Here is a 14647-nt window from a genome sequence, read left to right on the forward strand (position 1 = left end):
CATCATGCATCTCTGTCACCATCCACTTTGCTGCTTTGTTCCGCCCTATATGGCCGAAACGTTGCAAACCTCTGAGGACCCAGCGGCGCGCCAGGTTGCCTTGGCATCCCTGGGGAATGAATATCGGACCGCTCGGCGGCTGCTGAGCCAGCAGTTTATGGCTCCAGCCACTATCAGTGAGATAGCTGGGGAGCAGATGGCTAGGGCCCCGATCGCAGGCAAAACCCGCTACATATTTGATATGAGGGGCGTCAGCGATCCGCTGCCTGGCAATTTGGTCCGTCAGGAGGGCGATCGCGCCATAGACGACGAAGCGGTCAATGAAGCCTATGACCACTCCGGGGATGTCTATGACTTCTATCAGGCCGTCTTCGAGCGGGACTCATTAGACGATGCGGGGTTGCCCCTCCGTTCGAGCGTTCACGTGGGAGATACCTTCAATGGCCCTATGTCCAATGCTTTTTTCAACGGCAAGCAGATGGCCTACGGGGATGGCGACGGGAATTTGTTTACCCGATTTACCAGGTCGCTGGATGTGGTGGGCCACGAGCTGACCCACGGGGTCTTGAATTTTACCAGCAAGCTAGACTACTTCGGCGAGTCTGGTGCCCTGAATGAAAGCTTTGCTGACATCATGGGCGCTTTGATCGGCCAGTGGAAGTCTAACCAGACCGTTGACCAGGCCGACTGGTATATCGGCAAAGAAGTCCTGGGTCCGGGGGCAGGCATTCGAGGGGTGCGAACCTTTAAAGCAGAAAAAGCCTTTGAGAATGATGCCAATTTTGGCACCGATCCCCAACCCAAGCACTACCGCGATCGCTACCGGGGAAGCCGCGATCGCGGCGGCGTTCACATCAACTCCGGTATTCCCAACCATGCGTTTTATCTGGCGGCAAAAGCGATTGGCGGCTACGGCTGGGAAAAAGCCGGAAAAATTTGGTATGTCGCGATGAAGAGCGGGCTCGAAAGCGACGCCACCTTCGGCGAGGCGGCCCGGGCGACGATCGCGATCGCGGGATACTACGGCAATGGCAGTGACGAACAGAACGCCGTCCGCAGCGCCTGGCAGCAGGTCGGCGTGATTTAGCCCCTCAATCACGGGTTCAAAAAATGCAGATCACAGTCGAACGCAGCGGTGGTTACACCGGCATACCGCTCACCCTCCAGGTCGATACCGCTACTCTGCCCTCCGATCAAGCCGCGCAGCTGCGTCAGTTAGTAGAAGCAGCCGACTTTTTCCATCTGACAGCGCCCCCGTCTATCTCTGCTCAACCCGATCGATTTGAGTATGAGATCACCGTTCGAGAGGGCGATCGGCAGCACAGGGTTACCGTTGGAGACATGGCCATGCCGGAGCCGTTAAAACCGCTCTTGGGCTGGTTAATGACCATGGCCTCGCAGCAATGAGGGGCGTTAACCCTGGCGCAGCGGCTTGAACAACCGAATAGGTTGAAACTATCAAGTCGTCGTTATTCTGCCTCATTGAAGGGCGAGCACCAAGATTCTTCTCCGAAGAACCAAGGGCGAGCTATGGGCAGATAAGTTCACCTTCCCAGCCAATTTTTGGGCAGAATGTAGCTCAAGTGAATTGGATTCAACGACAAAATATGGGTATACTGCACGACATCGTTATGCAGTACCCCTTTTCATGGAATTAGTCAATCGTCATCGTCCCCATCGGTCAGTTATTCGCTGCAAGGCTAAAATGCAGTTATTGGAAACGAATGATGACTGCTTGGGTTGGCGTGAACCGCTGGATGACGCTTTATTAAAAGAGCTCGCGGTAGGGCTCTTCCAGGCTGCGCCGTATCGAATCTTTTTCGAAAAAGGCCATTCCAAAGCCGAAGTCAAAGCAGTAGAAGCTCAGCTTGCCCAGGAACTTGCAGAGACCTATCGGAGCATCTCGAAACGTTGTCAAGATCCGCTGGTTCAGAGTCTTAACGCATTGCTTTGACCATCTTACTGCCGATGGTAGCGTCCTCAAGTACCATTCATTTTTTGGCGTTGCTGAATAACGGTATGAATTTGGGTAAGGGCAAATGGCCATTCGCCCCTACAGGGAATATCTGATTTTTGATTCATACCTGCACCCAGCAATCCCCATTTTTTAATGATGCAACGCCAGGAATTGTTTGCAGGCAACTCCAAGAATGCGTAACTTTGAGAGCCAAAAAGCGGCCCATCCACCTTGCGCCTGGGCACTGCTCTATTACCATGTAAGGGCTTGTCAATGTGGCTTCAGCTTCAACGCCTAGGGGCCAGCTGCAGCGGCGATACAATTTCCCTTGTTTCTGACTAATATGCCTGCCCCGTTATACATTCTGGAGTTGCTTGGGGATATCGGCGCTCCAGCGGACATCTCCACCCCCTTCTCAATTTCGGCCCAGATTATCGCGATCGCATTTGCCCTACTGGCGACCCTGGGCGGCGGCATTTTTGTGATGCGGCGATGGCTCAATGCCTTGCCCGACCAGATCAAAGCCGTCACAGACAACGTTCTGCCCGACAAGGCCAAGTCGATCTATGCCCAGGTGGTGCGCCCCCACCAAAACTGGTTGGGCATCACGCTGCTGCTGATTTTGGGCGATCTGCCGCTGCTGGTTTTACAGCGGCAAGCGGTTTGGCTAGATGCCCTGGAGCTGATCGTCGGCATTGCGATCGCCATCAACATGGTGCTGCTGGGGTTCAGCATTTTTGATCGCTACTTTGGGGTCTACATGCTAGATCTGGCGATTCGCAGCAAAAACAAGGTCAACAGTGAAATTTTGCTGCTCTACAAGTATTTGACCTATGGGGCGATCATCCTGGTGGTGTTCTTTGCCTTTGCCCAGGCCCACCAGGTCAACCTGATTGGCTTAGTCGCCAGCTTAGGCATTGGCGGCGTGGCGATCGCCCTGGCCGCCCAAAAAATTCTGGAGCAGGTGCTGTGGAGCATCATGATCTACCTCGATCGCCCCTTCACCCCCGATGACTACATCCACCTTAACGATGGCACCTTTGGGCGGGTCGAATCGATTGGCTGGCGCTCAACCAAAATCAGGCTCTCCGGCAAAAGCACGCTGGTGATCATTCCCAACAGCATTTTGGCCCAGATGGCGATCGAAAATCTTTCGGGGGCTCAGAAAGTGATTTCGCTGATCAACGTGGCCTTCAAGCGCGCCATTCCCGACGAAGAGAGAGCCTTGATTCGTCAGATCATTTTAAGCAGCACCAAAGATATCTACGGCCTCGACCACCGATTAACCGAAGTTGTTTTCCACGACCTTGCGAAAGATGACTCCGCCGATGATAACCAGGGGGCAGTGCAGGCACAGATTACCTTTTTTATCCTGGGTTCAGGCGAGGTTTCCATGGAGCTGCGAGGGCAGCTCTTAGAGGCAGCCCGTCAAAACGTGATGCAGCAGCTCAAGGGCTATGGTCTGGCATTTGATATCGAAGAAACCGCCACCAACATCACGTCGCCCATGAACATTTAATGGATATTGCCGCCCTACTGGAAAGATTTCAGTTCGATGACCAGGCCCGGCAGGCCCTGATTATTTTTGCGGCGCGGTTTGGCCTGTTAATTGTTTTGGTGGGGGCGGCGATCGGCGTTGGTCGCCTCATTCCCTGGCTGTTGCGCGCCATCATCACCCGCGCCCTGCCACCTAAGCAGGGCAACATCTACACCGCCATCATGGGTGACTTGGGCCGAGCTCTCGCCACCGCCACGAGCCTAATGCTGATCTCGGCCAGCCTCAATATTCTGCGCAGCTACGGGGGCTTTTACCGTCTATTGGCATTTTTGGTCGATCTGGCGATGACCCTGAGCCTGGCCTGGCTGCTGTCTCGCATCTCCAAACAGGTTATTCGTCTCTACGGCATTAACCTGGTCAAACGCATCAGCGATGAGATCAACGACATCGTCCTGATTTTTGAAACCATTGTGGATGTGTTGATTGGCTTTTTTGCCATCACCATCTTTGCCCAGACTCGCAACTTCAACTTCTTAGCTCTGCTGACAGGTTTAGGCATTGTCGCTACCGGCGTCGCCTTCGCGGCCCAAGAAGCCCTAGGGCAAGTCATTGGCACCATTGTGCTTTACCTCGATCGGCCCTACACCCCGGGGGAATACGTTCGCATCAACTTCAACATTCACGCCGAGGATGTCTACGGGCGGATCGAATCCATTGGCATTCGGTCGACCAAAATTCGCGTGGCGGTTTCTAACACCCTGCTGATCGTCCCCAATTCCATCATGGCCCGCAAGGATATCGAAAATGTGTCTCGCGGCACCAAGGTCATGGTGCTGATCTATATTGATTTTTCCCGATTGCTGACCGATAGCGAGAGCGCCCTGGTGACGCAAATTGTCGAGGCCAGTATCAACAACCTGTTTGGCATCGACCCGGGCAGCACCCGCATTCATCTGTTTCAGCTAGACGAAGGCAGCGGCAGCCGCGCCAGGGTCAGCTTTTTTGTCATGGGCACCAGTGAATCATCGCTCAAGTTGCGCAAGCAGCTTTTGCGGTTGGCGAACGAATCTATCAGCCAAGAACTCAAGCAGAGAAACCTGGCGTTCACCATCCAAGAACCGACGGTTTATGTTGACTCACCGGTAACGCTTTAACCCTGCCCATGGCTATTCAGGACATTATTCGCGAGGTCTTTTTAGTCGATGCTGCCGTGCAGCAACGGCTGCTGGAGTTTGGGCAACAAATCGCTATTTTCATGGCGCTGATCGTCATATCCTTATTGGTTGGGCGATTAATTCCACTCATCATTCAGCTCGCGATTCATTCCTTAGCCCCGGCTGATATAGCCGCAGGCTACCGACAAATTATTGGGCCCTATCGACGATCGTTGGCGAATACGATCGCGTTGGTTCTAATTGCCCTCAATTTAAAGGTGTTGGAAGATTTTCCGGGCTTGTTGAGCTTGTTCAACTTTTTGGTCTACCTCGCTCTAGCCCTAAACGCTGGCTGGCTGCTATCGCGCCTCTTGTACCAGATTATTCGTCTGTATGGGGTCAAAATTGTGCAGCGTTTTAACCATGATGCCGACGATTTTATCTTGGTGGTCGAAAGTCTAATTAACGCCACTATCATATTTTTTGGCATGATCTTTTTTGCCCAAAGCCAAAATCTGAACCTGATTAGCGTTTTGGCGGGTTTGGGAGTCGTGGGTCTGGCCGTATCGTTTGCCGCCCGAGAGACCATCGCCCAGGTCATTGGGTCAATTGTGCTCTATCTCGATCGCCCCTACCTACCTGGAGAATACGTGCGGGTCAGCTTTAACCCTAAGGATGAAGATGTCTATGGCCGGGTCGAGTCGATTGGCATTCGCTCGACCAAGATTCGAGTCGCGGGCAAAAATACCCTGGTCATTGCCCCTAATTCTCTGATGGTGGCCAAAGATATCGAGAATATTTCTAGGGGCAGTAAAGTGATGGCGTTATTGTATTTAGACTTTCCCCAGCCCCTGCGGGATCAAGAGCGGGCTTTGGCCCGGGAAGTGATTGAGGCCAGCATTACCGGCATTTATGGTGTAGAACCCCTCAGCGCTAAGGTGGCCCTATACGACCCGGAAGGGGAACCGGGAAGCCGGGCCAGGGTGAGCTTTTTCTTACTTAGCTCTGGCCAAAATTCATTGAGTTTACGCAAGCGCCTGGTCGACGTGGCTAAAGAAGACATTACCCAGCGACTGGCAGCCTACAGTTTGCAGTTCGTTATGCAAGAGCCCATGCTCTACGTCAACTCGCCGGTAACCCGATAGCCAGAATAGGGAACCTATAGGTCGCCCATGGCACCCAATCTCGTCGCCTAAGCGAGAAGTTCAACCTTGGCTCCACACCGCACCGTGCCGGAGTCCATGGTTTTCAGCGCGACTCCCGCCCGCCCTTCGTTGATTTTCAGAATCATCTGGATCACGTTGGTGTCCCGCGGCAGATCCCCTTGAGCTAACGCGACCATAATGCAGCGCCGGGTGTCGTCGTATACCTGACACCTTAAAGCGCCAAGGGTCAAATTTTTGTTCACCCAGTCATTTTCAATAAAGCCAATTTCGCTTGTTTCGATCAGAAAATTGGGGCGAAATCGGGCCCGATGGACGATTGAATCGGGCAGTCGTTGCTGTAGCTTAGCTAGAGTTGCAGACGTTAGCAGCTGCAACGGCGCACAATCAAAAAATGCTTCAGTTTTCGGCTCGTATAGGAAGGGTTCGCCTTCGCCCTTCGTAACTGCTGTAGGAAACTCGTGTTGGATCGTTTCGGTAGCGTCGGCTGATCGGGTAGTCACCCGTCGTCCGAGGAGATCGGAAAGGCCTGACGCTACTTCAGCGGAATCAACTAAGTATTCACCCCCGTCCGGGAGGCTGATCATCACCTCGCTATCCCTCGTCCAGGCTCGACAGCGTAGTAGGTCGGGGTATCGTTTTGCGCTCAACGATACGCCAGACTCGGCGTCTACGACCGCCCATCGCCGGTCTCCTTCAATACCGCCGGGACCGATGTTGGCTTGTTCTAACGACTCCCCCAGCATGGACTTAACCGGGTACCGCCAGATTTCAGTTAATTCCATGTCTACCACTGGTTGTGATGAGCAGTTGTTCGAGTGACCGATTGGGGTCAACAGCAGCCATAGCTAGAGCCTTGCCTATGGGACTCAATCTAGTGCTTTTGATGTCGAGATTCCTGGAGTTCCTGGGGAATCTCCATATTCAGCCAGCTGAGAAAACTGTCATTAACCGACTCTACGGCGAGTGCAGCGACGCAATTTGTATAGTCGATATGCTCTTGGATCACGGCCTCAATCGCCTGTCTGTAGGACGGTTGGGTCTTAATGATCAAGACAACTTCTGGTTCCTCCACCACCTTCCCTTCCCAGCGATAGGCACAGGTAATAGGGAACCAGTTGGTGCAGAGCGCCAGCTTATTCTCAAGCAGGCTATGGCTTATTTGACGGGCTTCTTCTGAGTTGTTGAGGGTCACATAAAAGAACTGCATGACGTTTATTCCATTAGTGAACTTGTGCTCTCAGCACCGCATGGGTGGCTTCGTCGGCGGCAAAAATATGCTCTACCCGTAATGAGGCCAGCGTAATATCCTGGGGCGTACCGAAGGTAGTAAACATGCTAAAAAAGGCCAGTTCCCCATACTGAGTACGGTAGCGAGTGGTCAGCACCGGGGCAGTGGGCTGGGGCTCGATTTTGTGGAGGTTTTGTTCGCCTATGCGATCGCGCAGCAGAGCGGCAAAGGCCTCTACTTTGGGGGCGATCGCAGGCTGTATCGCCGCCTCATGGCGCAGGTGGGCCAGAAACGCTGGCCCCATCTCCGGTAGATTGACAATCGGTTTAGTAAATCCTTCGGGGTGGGCCAAGAGATCTAGCACATTGACGGGTTCAGTGGCGGCGAGCTCAGCCGCCCAGGGCATCAGCGTCGCCGCCAGCCATTGCCCACCCCGGTTCAGGCGCAGCACATTCCAGTGGGCGTCGATCACCAGGGCGGGCATGGGGTCGTGGGCGGTCAGCAGCTGTCCCAGCGCCTCGTCAATCTGGGCCAGGGCCGGATCGCCCAGGGGCGTGGCGCTGTAGACCGGGGCATAGCCCGCCTTCAGCATGACCTCGTTGCGCACCACCAGCGGTGCGTCGAGTTCTTGCAGCCAGGCCATCAGCAATTCGCGGCTGGGGTTGGCCCGGCCACTCTCGACAAAGCTGACATGGCGCTGGGACACGCCCAGGCGCAGCGATAGCTCGAGCTGGCTGAGCCGACTGGCTTTACGCACCTGGCGCAGGGTGGTAGGTAGCGGATGGGTCGTCATAGGATGCGCGAAGATTGGCCCGTTGCGATCGGCCCGATATAGCCTTGGCCATTGCGCCTGGGACATCGGTTGTGACCAATGGCCAAACCTGGGGCAGCGCACTGGCGATATTACCTCTGAGGTAATTGATTCTATAACGTGGGCGCTCAATACTGAACCTATCACAACCTAAGAGGTGACCCCATGCAACGCAGCCTACTTGCAATTACCCTGATCTTGTTTGGCGCCCTCACCGCCGCCGCGCTCTGGTACCACGGCTACTGGGGCATTCTCGCGCCCCACTTTAAGAGCTTTGGGGCCACCCAAGTCTTGGTCGACCTGGCGATCGCGCTCACTCTAGTGCTGGTGTGGCTGTGGCAAGACGCCAAAGCGATCGGGCGCAACCCCTGGCCCTGGATTTTGATTACCCTGGTGGCGGGGTCCTTTGGGCCACTGATTTATCTGCTCACCCGCAAGCCAGAGGCCGCGGCGGTAGGTACAGCGGTCAACCTGTCGCAGCCCACCGCGATGAATTAGTGAAACTGCTGGCCCTCAGACTGCTGACACGATGCCACTCCGCTAAGCGGTCTTTGCGGGTCTGCCTGGTCACGGTTGCCATACTGCCTGCCACAGCCCTAAAAGCGAGGAGTGATGCGGGGCTGAAACACATCCTCCACCCCCCACTGAAAGATCGTGTGGGTGTCCATGTCCAACATCGAGGGGGGCGTACCCAGACTGTTCTGGCGCACCTCGATGGAGTCAAATTGGGCAATTGTTTCAAAGCCATCTATGGGTCCCTGGTCCACCGAACACAAAATATGGCTGAAGTAGTTTGCCAGGTCAATCAGTTCAATGGTGGCCAAATGCTCCGGCAGAAACACTGGTACATTGCGATGTAGGTGGTAGTAGCCCCCGGTGTCATACCAGTGGCCATAAAGATTCAGCACCGAGACTAAAGCCGGTTGGTCATGCAGAAAAAGCAGCGCCTGCACCCCATCCTGGCGAGATAAATAATGGGTATTGACCATCAGTCCCCAGGTTGAGCCAGCCAGCACCAGCGCCGTGGCCGTAATTCCCCAGGGCCATGACCGCTGGCCCAGCCATCGGCCCAGATCGCTGAGGGCGATCGCACTCAGCACCAGGCAAAACGGCACGATGGCAAAAATAAACCGATACTCCTTGTGGGCAATCAGGCTATGGGGAAGCAACAGACTTACCACCAGGGCCACCATCAGCCAGGGCTTGCGGCCAGGGCGGAGCACGCCGTAAATTATGGCCACTAAAAATAGCCCCCCCGACTGCTGGGCCAGATGCTGCAGATAAAACCAGGGCGATTGGGCTCCCCAGATGCTGCTGCTGAGGCCATAAACCTTGTTGTACAGGTAGTTGTGGTAGAACGAGACGAAGGACACCCCCCAGGTAAACCCATCCACCAACCCGGCGGACAGCAGCATGGCCACCCCGCCCCCCGCCGCCATTACCACCAGTCGCCGGGGCCAGAAAAAAGAAGTCGCCACCGCCACTATGGCCACCGCCGGGGCGTACTGTAACCGCAATACCATCGCCCCGGTGCCGCAGATCCCGGTCAAGAGGGCGGTTTTTGCCCTGGGTTGACCCACCAGCAGCGCTGCGGCCCCCACAAGCAAGTAAGCCCCCAGTACTTCTGGCGTCAGCTTCTGGGCCATGATGATGAGCTCATGCCACCCAGCTGTTAAAACACAGGCCAGACGGCCCACCTCTTCTGAAACCAGCCCCCGCCCGATGCGGTAGGTCCCATAGACCAGGCTGAGGGATAGCAAACAGCCCAGACTTTCCAGCAGCGCCATGTAGAACTGGGGCTGATCCAACCCCAGATAGCCACACAGGCTTAGCACCCCACCAATTAGCCCCGGCAAGATCCAACTGCGCAGGCCGAACCGATATTCCCAGGGCACTGCCCCATAGCCAAAGGCGAGGCGGTGACCCTGTTCCAAGTATTGAAAGACTTCGTCAGGGTGATAGATCTGCTCTGAGACCAAGGCCACCCCTAGCCGCAGCACCAGAGCGATAGCCAACACCCAGGGCAGCCCCCGCCAGGGTTTTGACACCCTTAAAGGAACATTGGTCCGTTTTATCGCCCTGTTGATTTGCTTCATCCCAACACCGCTCAGAAAGCTAGCTTATTCTCATACCAGGTCCAGCTCGAAATATTGATCTACCTGCTCACCCGCAAGCCAGAAACCGAGGCGGAAGGGGCAGCGATCAACCTGTCGTAGCCCACCGCGATGAATCAGTGAAACCGTTGGCCCCAGGTGTCTAACACCAGCTGGTTCAGGCGTCTGGGAGTCAATATCACGCTATGCACCTCTCAGGGGATGGCGTCACCTACTTTCTAGATGCCGTGGTTCAGGCGTTTGGGAGTCAATATTACGCTATGCACCCCCAGGATTGGAAATAGGTACAAATGATCTAAGATGAGCGCAGTATCCCCCTACAAGGTGGAGGGCAATCGGAATGATCGATCGCACCATGTATGTCTTAGCCGTCCTTGACCTGGAGGCGTCTGCCGCCTTCTATCGGGATGTGCTCGAGTTTGAAATCCACGACATTGGCGACCCGGGCTGGCGCATGTTTGTGCGCGATAACTGCCGCATTATGGCCGGGCACTGCCCCGATGCCACCCCGCCCCGCGACCTGGGCGACCATTCCTACTTTGGCTATTTTGTGGTGGATGACGTGGATGACTACTACGCCAGCGTCGCCGCTAAGGGCGTAGAACTGATTAAACCCCTGCGCGATGAACCCTGGGGCATGCGTGAATTTGGCCTCAGAACCCTGGATGGCCACCGGATTATGATCGGCCAGGACCTAGATTAACCTCAGTTCGGGATAATACTTTCCCTTCCTGGGAGGGGTGCCCGGAGGGCGGGGTGGGTCAAAACGCTGACATCAAGGCTGCTGTGTTCTACGGATAAGTCGGGCAATGGCTAAGACCAACCCACCCCTAGCCCCTCCACGGAGGGGAAGATTGGCCTGGTTCTAAACGAGGAAGACTTAACCCGAATTCAGGTTAGATTAAGCGGTACTCGTTGCCAGCTACTTGCCTGGAAATGCCCTCAAAGTGTCTCTGTCACCTGCTTTCAGAAGGCAGAACTACGAACGAGTTTTGCAGCCAAAGCTAAACCCCTTTTGTCTCAGACAGTTGACCGAGACAAAAGGGGTGCGGGTAGCAACGATTTTTAGGAATTCCAATTAGCTAAGCGGCCTTCATCTGCCGAGGCTTTGGTTTTTTGCGATCGCTCTTGCGAGTGCCGCCCGCCATCTCATATTCAGAGCTATCTTTGCCGTACTTGGCCGCAACAGCTATCAACATTAGCTCCGACAAGTCCCGCAGTTTTTTCTCCCCGGCCTGCACACCATTGGAGGCATTGTCTACCTGAGATAGAGCCTCGTTGTAGGCGTCAATGCTGGCTTGTACAGCATCAATAGCCTGGTTATATTCGGCCAGGGTCAGGCCATTGCCCAGATCTAACTTAGTGTTAATAGATCGCATGCCCGCCGCACGTTTCTGTGCCTGTTCTACTACTTTTGAACCTCTTTTTGCTCTGCCCATTGGTAGAATGCCCCATAGTGGTTTGCCCTTTGACTATGGCAAATGGGTCTACCCTGTGCACCCCCAAATAATACGGAATCTGAGCAGCATAATCAAAGGAGGTTTTGCGTATTTTTAAGCAATAGAACAAGCGATAGGCGTCTAAAGGTCAGCGGGCTTTCATACTCGCGTCGATCGTGAATATGAAAGCATGTCATGTTGCGAATACCCTGAGTGGCCCTCATCTCCCAGCCCCTTCTCCCAAGGGGACATGAGGTTCAAAGTCTCTCTCCCAAGCTTATGAGAACGTCAGTTCGAGAGAACGCCGTCCCCTCCAGGGAGGGGTGCCCAAAGGGCGGGGTGGGTCGAACCGGTGACATTAAACCGACCGTTTCCTGCGGATAACCTGGTTAATGGCCCGGACAAACCCACCCCTAGCCCCTCCAGGGAGGGGACAGCAAGCTTGTTTCCCACAAGTCGAAGCTTGTAACGAACTCAAGTTTATGAGAGGGATTTCGGGTGAGGGCTTAGATGTGACATACTCCCGTTGAGTATTCTGTTTACTTGTGCAACTCCTGCGAGGGGATGGGCGGTTGGCGCTCGATCGCATGGGCAAAACTAGGGAGCGCATCGAGTAACCCCGGCACAATACTCGATTACGGAGCTACGTTACTCGATAACGACAGGCGATGGATAAGTAACGTTCGTAGAAAACTCGATTCTCTGACAAGGTTACTTATCTATGCGATGCCATAGTTAAGTAACGCCTAAGCAAAACTTGATTTCTTCATAGCGTTACTTATGAATGGGGCTTTGTAATCAAGTAACGCCCGACTGAAACTTGATTCCCTCAGTTTTCGGTTCCTCGTTTCCAGGTTCTACCTGGAAATGCCCTCAAAGTGGCTCTGCCACACGCTTTTAGAAGGCAGAGCCTGCCGCTATCCATGCCAAGGCGAAGCTTGGAAGTTGGGTCAGTCAAGCAAGAACCCCTAGAGAGTAAATCTCTAGGGGTTCTTGCGTTCGCTAGTCTGCTGCGGGGGCGTAGCGTCGGGTGTGTATCGAGATATACTCGCCTTCTCTGCCGGTGGGCATCAGCTTGGTCCACCGATCGAGGTCAGCGTAGCCAATCGCCCCGAGCTGATGAATCGTGTCTCGTACCGCTGCGTAGTCGCCCAGGGCAATCAGGCGCACTACTTCTTGCTGCCGCACGGGCAGTTTGAACTCATAGGTCATGCTGTTCACCTTTTATGGTCAGGAAAACGGGGAACTTACCTAGCACTCCGTAAAGGTGCGAAACCGATGGGCTAGATCTCTTAAAATGAGTCCAGTCATTTCGGCTTAGCGTGGTTAAGTCGGAATGATTAGGGGTTTGGGAGAGCCACTAACTCTCTCATTCCCCGCCTAGCTCATTCCCCGCGTTACATAGAATACTTGATGCGATCGGTGATTTCAACCGTATGCCCCAACCGCATGCAACCCTATTACAGCCGTAGGGTGGGCATTGCCCACCACCCAACTAGTCACCCACCACCAACTCCCTCCCTCAAACTCAACCGCTGTCTCTTTCTTTTGAACACGGAATAACGCAAACAATGAAAAAGCGACAAGATTTCCAGACATTAACCGAAGTCGAATACAACGGAATAAAATTCACAATCCATCACTTAATCATAGCTAAATCTTTGAATTACCAGTCTGATCTGCTTAGTGACTTGGAGGAAAAACTTAACAAGCTTAATATTCACACCCTCTCTTATAACAAGATAAGCTTTGAACCAGAAAACCTCAAGCTATCTGCCGAAGACCAAAATCTTATTGATCTGATAGCAAAGCATACACCTGACTGGGTGCCTTCAGAAGTTGATTCTGCGGTGATAACCGTAAAGCACAAAAAAGCAATAGAGCTTTCTGATCAGCTAAATTCTATATTTGTCAACGCAGCGGTTTTAACGACAGCTTTATTAGAAGCTTTGATAAACTTGTATTTGTCAATTAAATGCATAGAGTCTGGCCGAAAAGATGTTTTTAGTATAATCGAGCCTGCTGATCTCAAGAAGAAGTGGCAAGTTGTTCCATGCATTTTTCTTGAAGAATACAAATTGCCTTTTGATTCTTCTCCAGGTCAGGAATTGAAAGAAGTGATTGATATTAGAAACAGCATAGTCCACTACAAGCCAAAAGTTACTGCCACAAATGGAGAGGAATTAAGTGGCTCAAGAATGGAAAGGGTTCATATTGAAAAGTATGTAGAAAGAGTGAGAAAAATCAAAGCTTTTCTAGAGCTTCCTAAAAAGCTGTTGGACAATCTTGATAGGTATCATGAGGCACCTGAATTGGTTGGTCTGTTGGGTAACTCTATTGGCCTATCTGCTGAAGATGAAGAAGAAATGCTGAGCTGAAATAACTTATCCATGTAGTGTTTTACATAGTAAGACGCACCAAACTTACTCATCCCCGAACTCAACATCTTCCAAAGGCACCTCATCCCTACCGCCCCAATCCGATGGATACATGTTCTCCTGAACCAAACGACGCAAGCTTGAAAACGTCAAGTTCTGTGGTATTTCACAGAACTCATGTTACACAGAGCACTACCCACCAGCACCCCCCCTCACAAACTCAGCTGCTGTCTCTTCTTTTTCGCTTGCATCCTAATCTCCTGTAGCCAATCAAAGACATTTTGTTGTCGGTTTCTGCGAAGATTGGTCTGCTGTTGAAGGTAACCAGGACAAGAAAATCTGCCCCACCAGGAGTGTAGGTGCGTCGATAATCGGATATTTGGAGGTTTTGGAAGATGCTCTAAGTCAATATTCCTGATGGACTGGTGATAGCTGGGTGGTAAGGTGGGCAGTGATCACCCTACAATTACTTAAATTACGGATTCTCATCAGGAATTTCGAACCCAAACCGTCTTGGTTGTCTATTCTCCGAAGAAGAAACACGAAGTGGAATGAATAAAACACTTATTTGTGTCACATGCTGAATCAACTTTGCCTTTTGATCATCATTGATAAGGCCCTCTAGAATAATGAAGTATGGATCCCTGTAGCCAATCTTCTCTACACGAAGACATCTACCATCAGCTGAAGAGGCCAAATAAACTCCAATTTCCTCATTATTATCCAATCCATCCTCAAACTTCCTTACCTGGTCGAGAAATAGACGATGTAGAACCTTAACGGGTGACAAGGGTACTCAACGTCATGCGGTACAGGGCTTTGAGACAATAAAGGGGACAAAAAATAGGGAGCCTCAGTGCAGCTCCCCTAAACCAATATGTTTCCTGCATCCTACCAAACCA

General features: G+C 52.9%; 16 protein-coding genes. 9 read left to right on the top strand and 7 right to left on the bottom strand.

Annotated elements, in window-relative coordinates; genetic code table 11:
* Positions 1-4: 4 nt before the first annotated feature.
* The 6 genes from IQ254_RS15085 to IQ254_RS15110 all read left to right on the top strand — a co-directional run bounded on the left by IQ254_RS15085 (position 5) and on the right by IQ254_RS15110 (position 5754).
* Positions 5-1087 carry a M4 family metallopeptidase gene (locus tag IQ254_RS15085; protein WP_193966983.1) on the top strand — a complete coding sequence of 361 codons (1083 nt, stop codon included), beginning with the start codon at positions 5-7 and terminating at the stop codon, positions 1085-1087.
* A gap of 23 nt (positions 1088-1110) precedes the next feature.
* Positions 1111-1407 carry a protealysin inhibitor emfourin gene (locus IQ254_RS15090; RefSeq protein WP_193966984.1) on the top strand — a complete coding sequence of 99 codons (297 nt, stop codon included), beginning with the start codon at positions 1111-1113 and terminating at the stop codon, positions 1405-1407.
* 241 nt (positions 1408-1648) lie between these two features.
* Positions 1649-1954 (top strand): hypothetical protein, encoded by a 306-nt coding sequence (locus tag IQ254_RS15095; RefSeq protein WP_193966985.1) that lies wholly within the window; start codon positions 1649-1651, stop codon positions 1952-1954.
* Between the two features lie 346 nt (positions 1955-2300).
* Positions 2301-3476, top strand: coding sequence for a mechanosensitive ion channel family protein (locus tag IQ254_RS15100; protein ID WP_193966986.1), 1176 nt, complete (start codon positions 2301-2303; stop codon positions 3474-3476).
* Positions 3476-4609 carry a mechanosensitive ion channel family protein gene (locus IQ254_RS15105; protein ID WP_193966987.1) on the top strand — a complete coding sequence of 378 codons (1134 nt, stop codon included), beginning with the start codon at positions 3476-3478 and terminating at the stop codon, positions 4607-4609. Before IQ254_RS15100 ends, IQ254_RS15105 begins: the two co-directional genes overlap by 1 nt.
* Before the next feature lie 8 nt (positions 4610-4617).
* Complete coding sequence (locus IQ254_RS15110; protein ID WP_193966988.1) at positions 4618-5754, top strand: mechanosensitive ion channel family protein; 1137 nt, start codon at positions 4618-4620, stop codon at positions 5752-5754.
* 47 nt (positions 5755-5801) lie between these two features.
* Here IQ254_RS15110 and IQ254_RS15115 read toward each other — a convergent pair whose 3' ends face one another.
* The 3 genes from IQ254_RS15115 to IQ254_RS15125 form a co-directional block, all read right to left on the bottom strand.
* Positions 5802-6557 carry an MOSC domain-containing protein gene (locus IQ254_RS15115; protein ID WP_193966989.1) on the bottom strand — a complete coding sequence of 252 codons (756 nt, stop codon included), beginning with the start codon at positions 6555-6557 and terminating at the stop codon, positions 5802-5804.
* Between the two features lie 89 nt (positions 6558-6646).
* On the bottom strand, positions 6647-6982 hold the full coding sequence (gene cutA, locus IQ254_RS15120; protein WP_193966990.1) for a divalent-cation tolerance protein CutA: 336 nt from the start codon (positions 6980-6982) through the stop codon (positions 6647-6649).
* A 13-nt stretch (positions 6983-6995) separates the two neighbouring features.
* A complete protein-coding gene (locus IQ254_RS15125) occupies positions 6996-7862 on the bottom strand; it encodes a helix-turn-helix domain-containing protein (RefSeq protein ID WP_228040752.1) in 867 nt (288 codons plus the stop codon).
* Between the two features lie 117 nt (positions 7863-7979).
* Here IQ254_RS15125 and IQ254_RS15130 point away from each other — a divergent pair, with 117 nt between their 5' ends.
* The gene (locus IQ254_RS15130; RefSeq protein ID WP_193966991.1) at positions 7980-8312 is read left to right on the top strand and encodes a DUF2834 domain-containing protein; all 333 of its coding nucleotides are present in this window, start codon (positions 7980-7982) and stop codon (positions 8310-8312) included.
* Positions 8313-8410: 98 nt separating this feature from the next.
* Here IQ254_RS15130 and IQ254_RS15135 read toward each other — a convergent pair whose 3' ends face one another.
* Positions 8411-9862: a hypothetical protein gene (locus tag IQ254_RS15135; protein WP_193966992.1), complete on the bottom strand. Its 1452-nt coding sequence runs from the start codon at positions 9860-9862 to the stop codon at positions 8411-8413.
* Positions 9863-10268: 406 nt separating this feature from the next.
* On the opposite strand from IQ254_RS15135, the gene IQ254_RS15140 reads away from it, so the two are divergent.
* Positions 10269-10631 carry a VOC family protein gene (locus IQ254_RS15140; protein WP_193966993.1) on the top strand — a complete coding sequence of 121 codons (363 nt, stop codon included), beginning with the start codon at positions 10269-10271 and terminating at the stop codon, positions 10629-10631.
* A gap of 379 nt (positions 10632-11010) precedes the next feature.
* Here IQ254_RS15140 and IQ254_RS15145 read toward each other — a convergent pair whose 3' ends face one another.
* A complete protein-coding gene (locus IQ254_RS15145; RefSeq protein WP_228040756.1) occupies positions 11011-11307 on the bottom strand; it encodes a hypothetical protein in 297 nt (98 codons plus the stop codon).
* Between the two features lie 1062 nt (positions 11308-12369).
* Positions 12370-12579 carry a hypothetical protein gene (locus tag IQ254_RS15150; RefSeq protein ID WP_193966995.1) on the bottom strand — a complete coding sequence of 70 codons (210 nt, stop codon included), beginning with the start codon at positions 12577-12579 and terminating at the stop codon, positions 12370-12372.
* Positions 12580-12938: 359 nt separating this feature from the next.
* Here IQ254_RS15150 and IQ254_RS15155 point away from each other — a divergent pair, with 359 nt between their 5' ends.
* Positions 12939-13745: a hypothetical protein gene (locus IQ254_RS15155; protein WP_193966996.1), complete on the top strand. Its 807-nt coding sequence runs from the start codon at positions 12939-12941 to the stop codon at positions 13743-13745.
* Between the two features lie 475 nt (positions 13746-14220).
* Here the strand turns inward: IQ254_RS15155 and IQ254_RS33690 are convergent, their stop codons facing one another.
* Positions 14221-14535 (bottom strand): DUF6173 family protein, encoded by a 315-nt coding sequence (locus tag IQ254_RS33690; protein ID WP_228040757.1) that lies wholly within the window; start codon positions 14533-14535, stop codon positions 14221-14223.
* Positions 14536-14647 lie beyond the last annotated feature (112 nt).

Origin of the sequence: Nodosilinea sp. LEGE 07088, assembly GCF_015207395.1 — a bacterium.
GTDB lineage: Bacteria > Cyanobacteriota > Cyanobacteriia > Phormidesmidales > Phormidesmidaceae > Nodosilinea.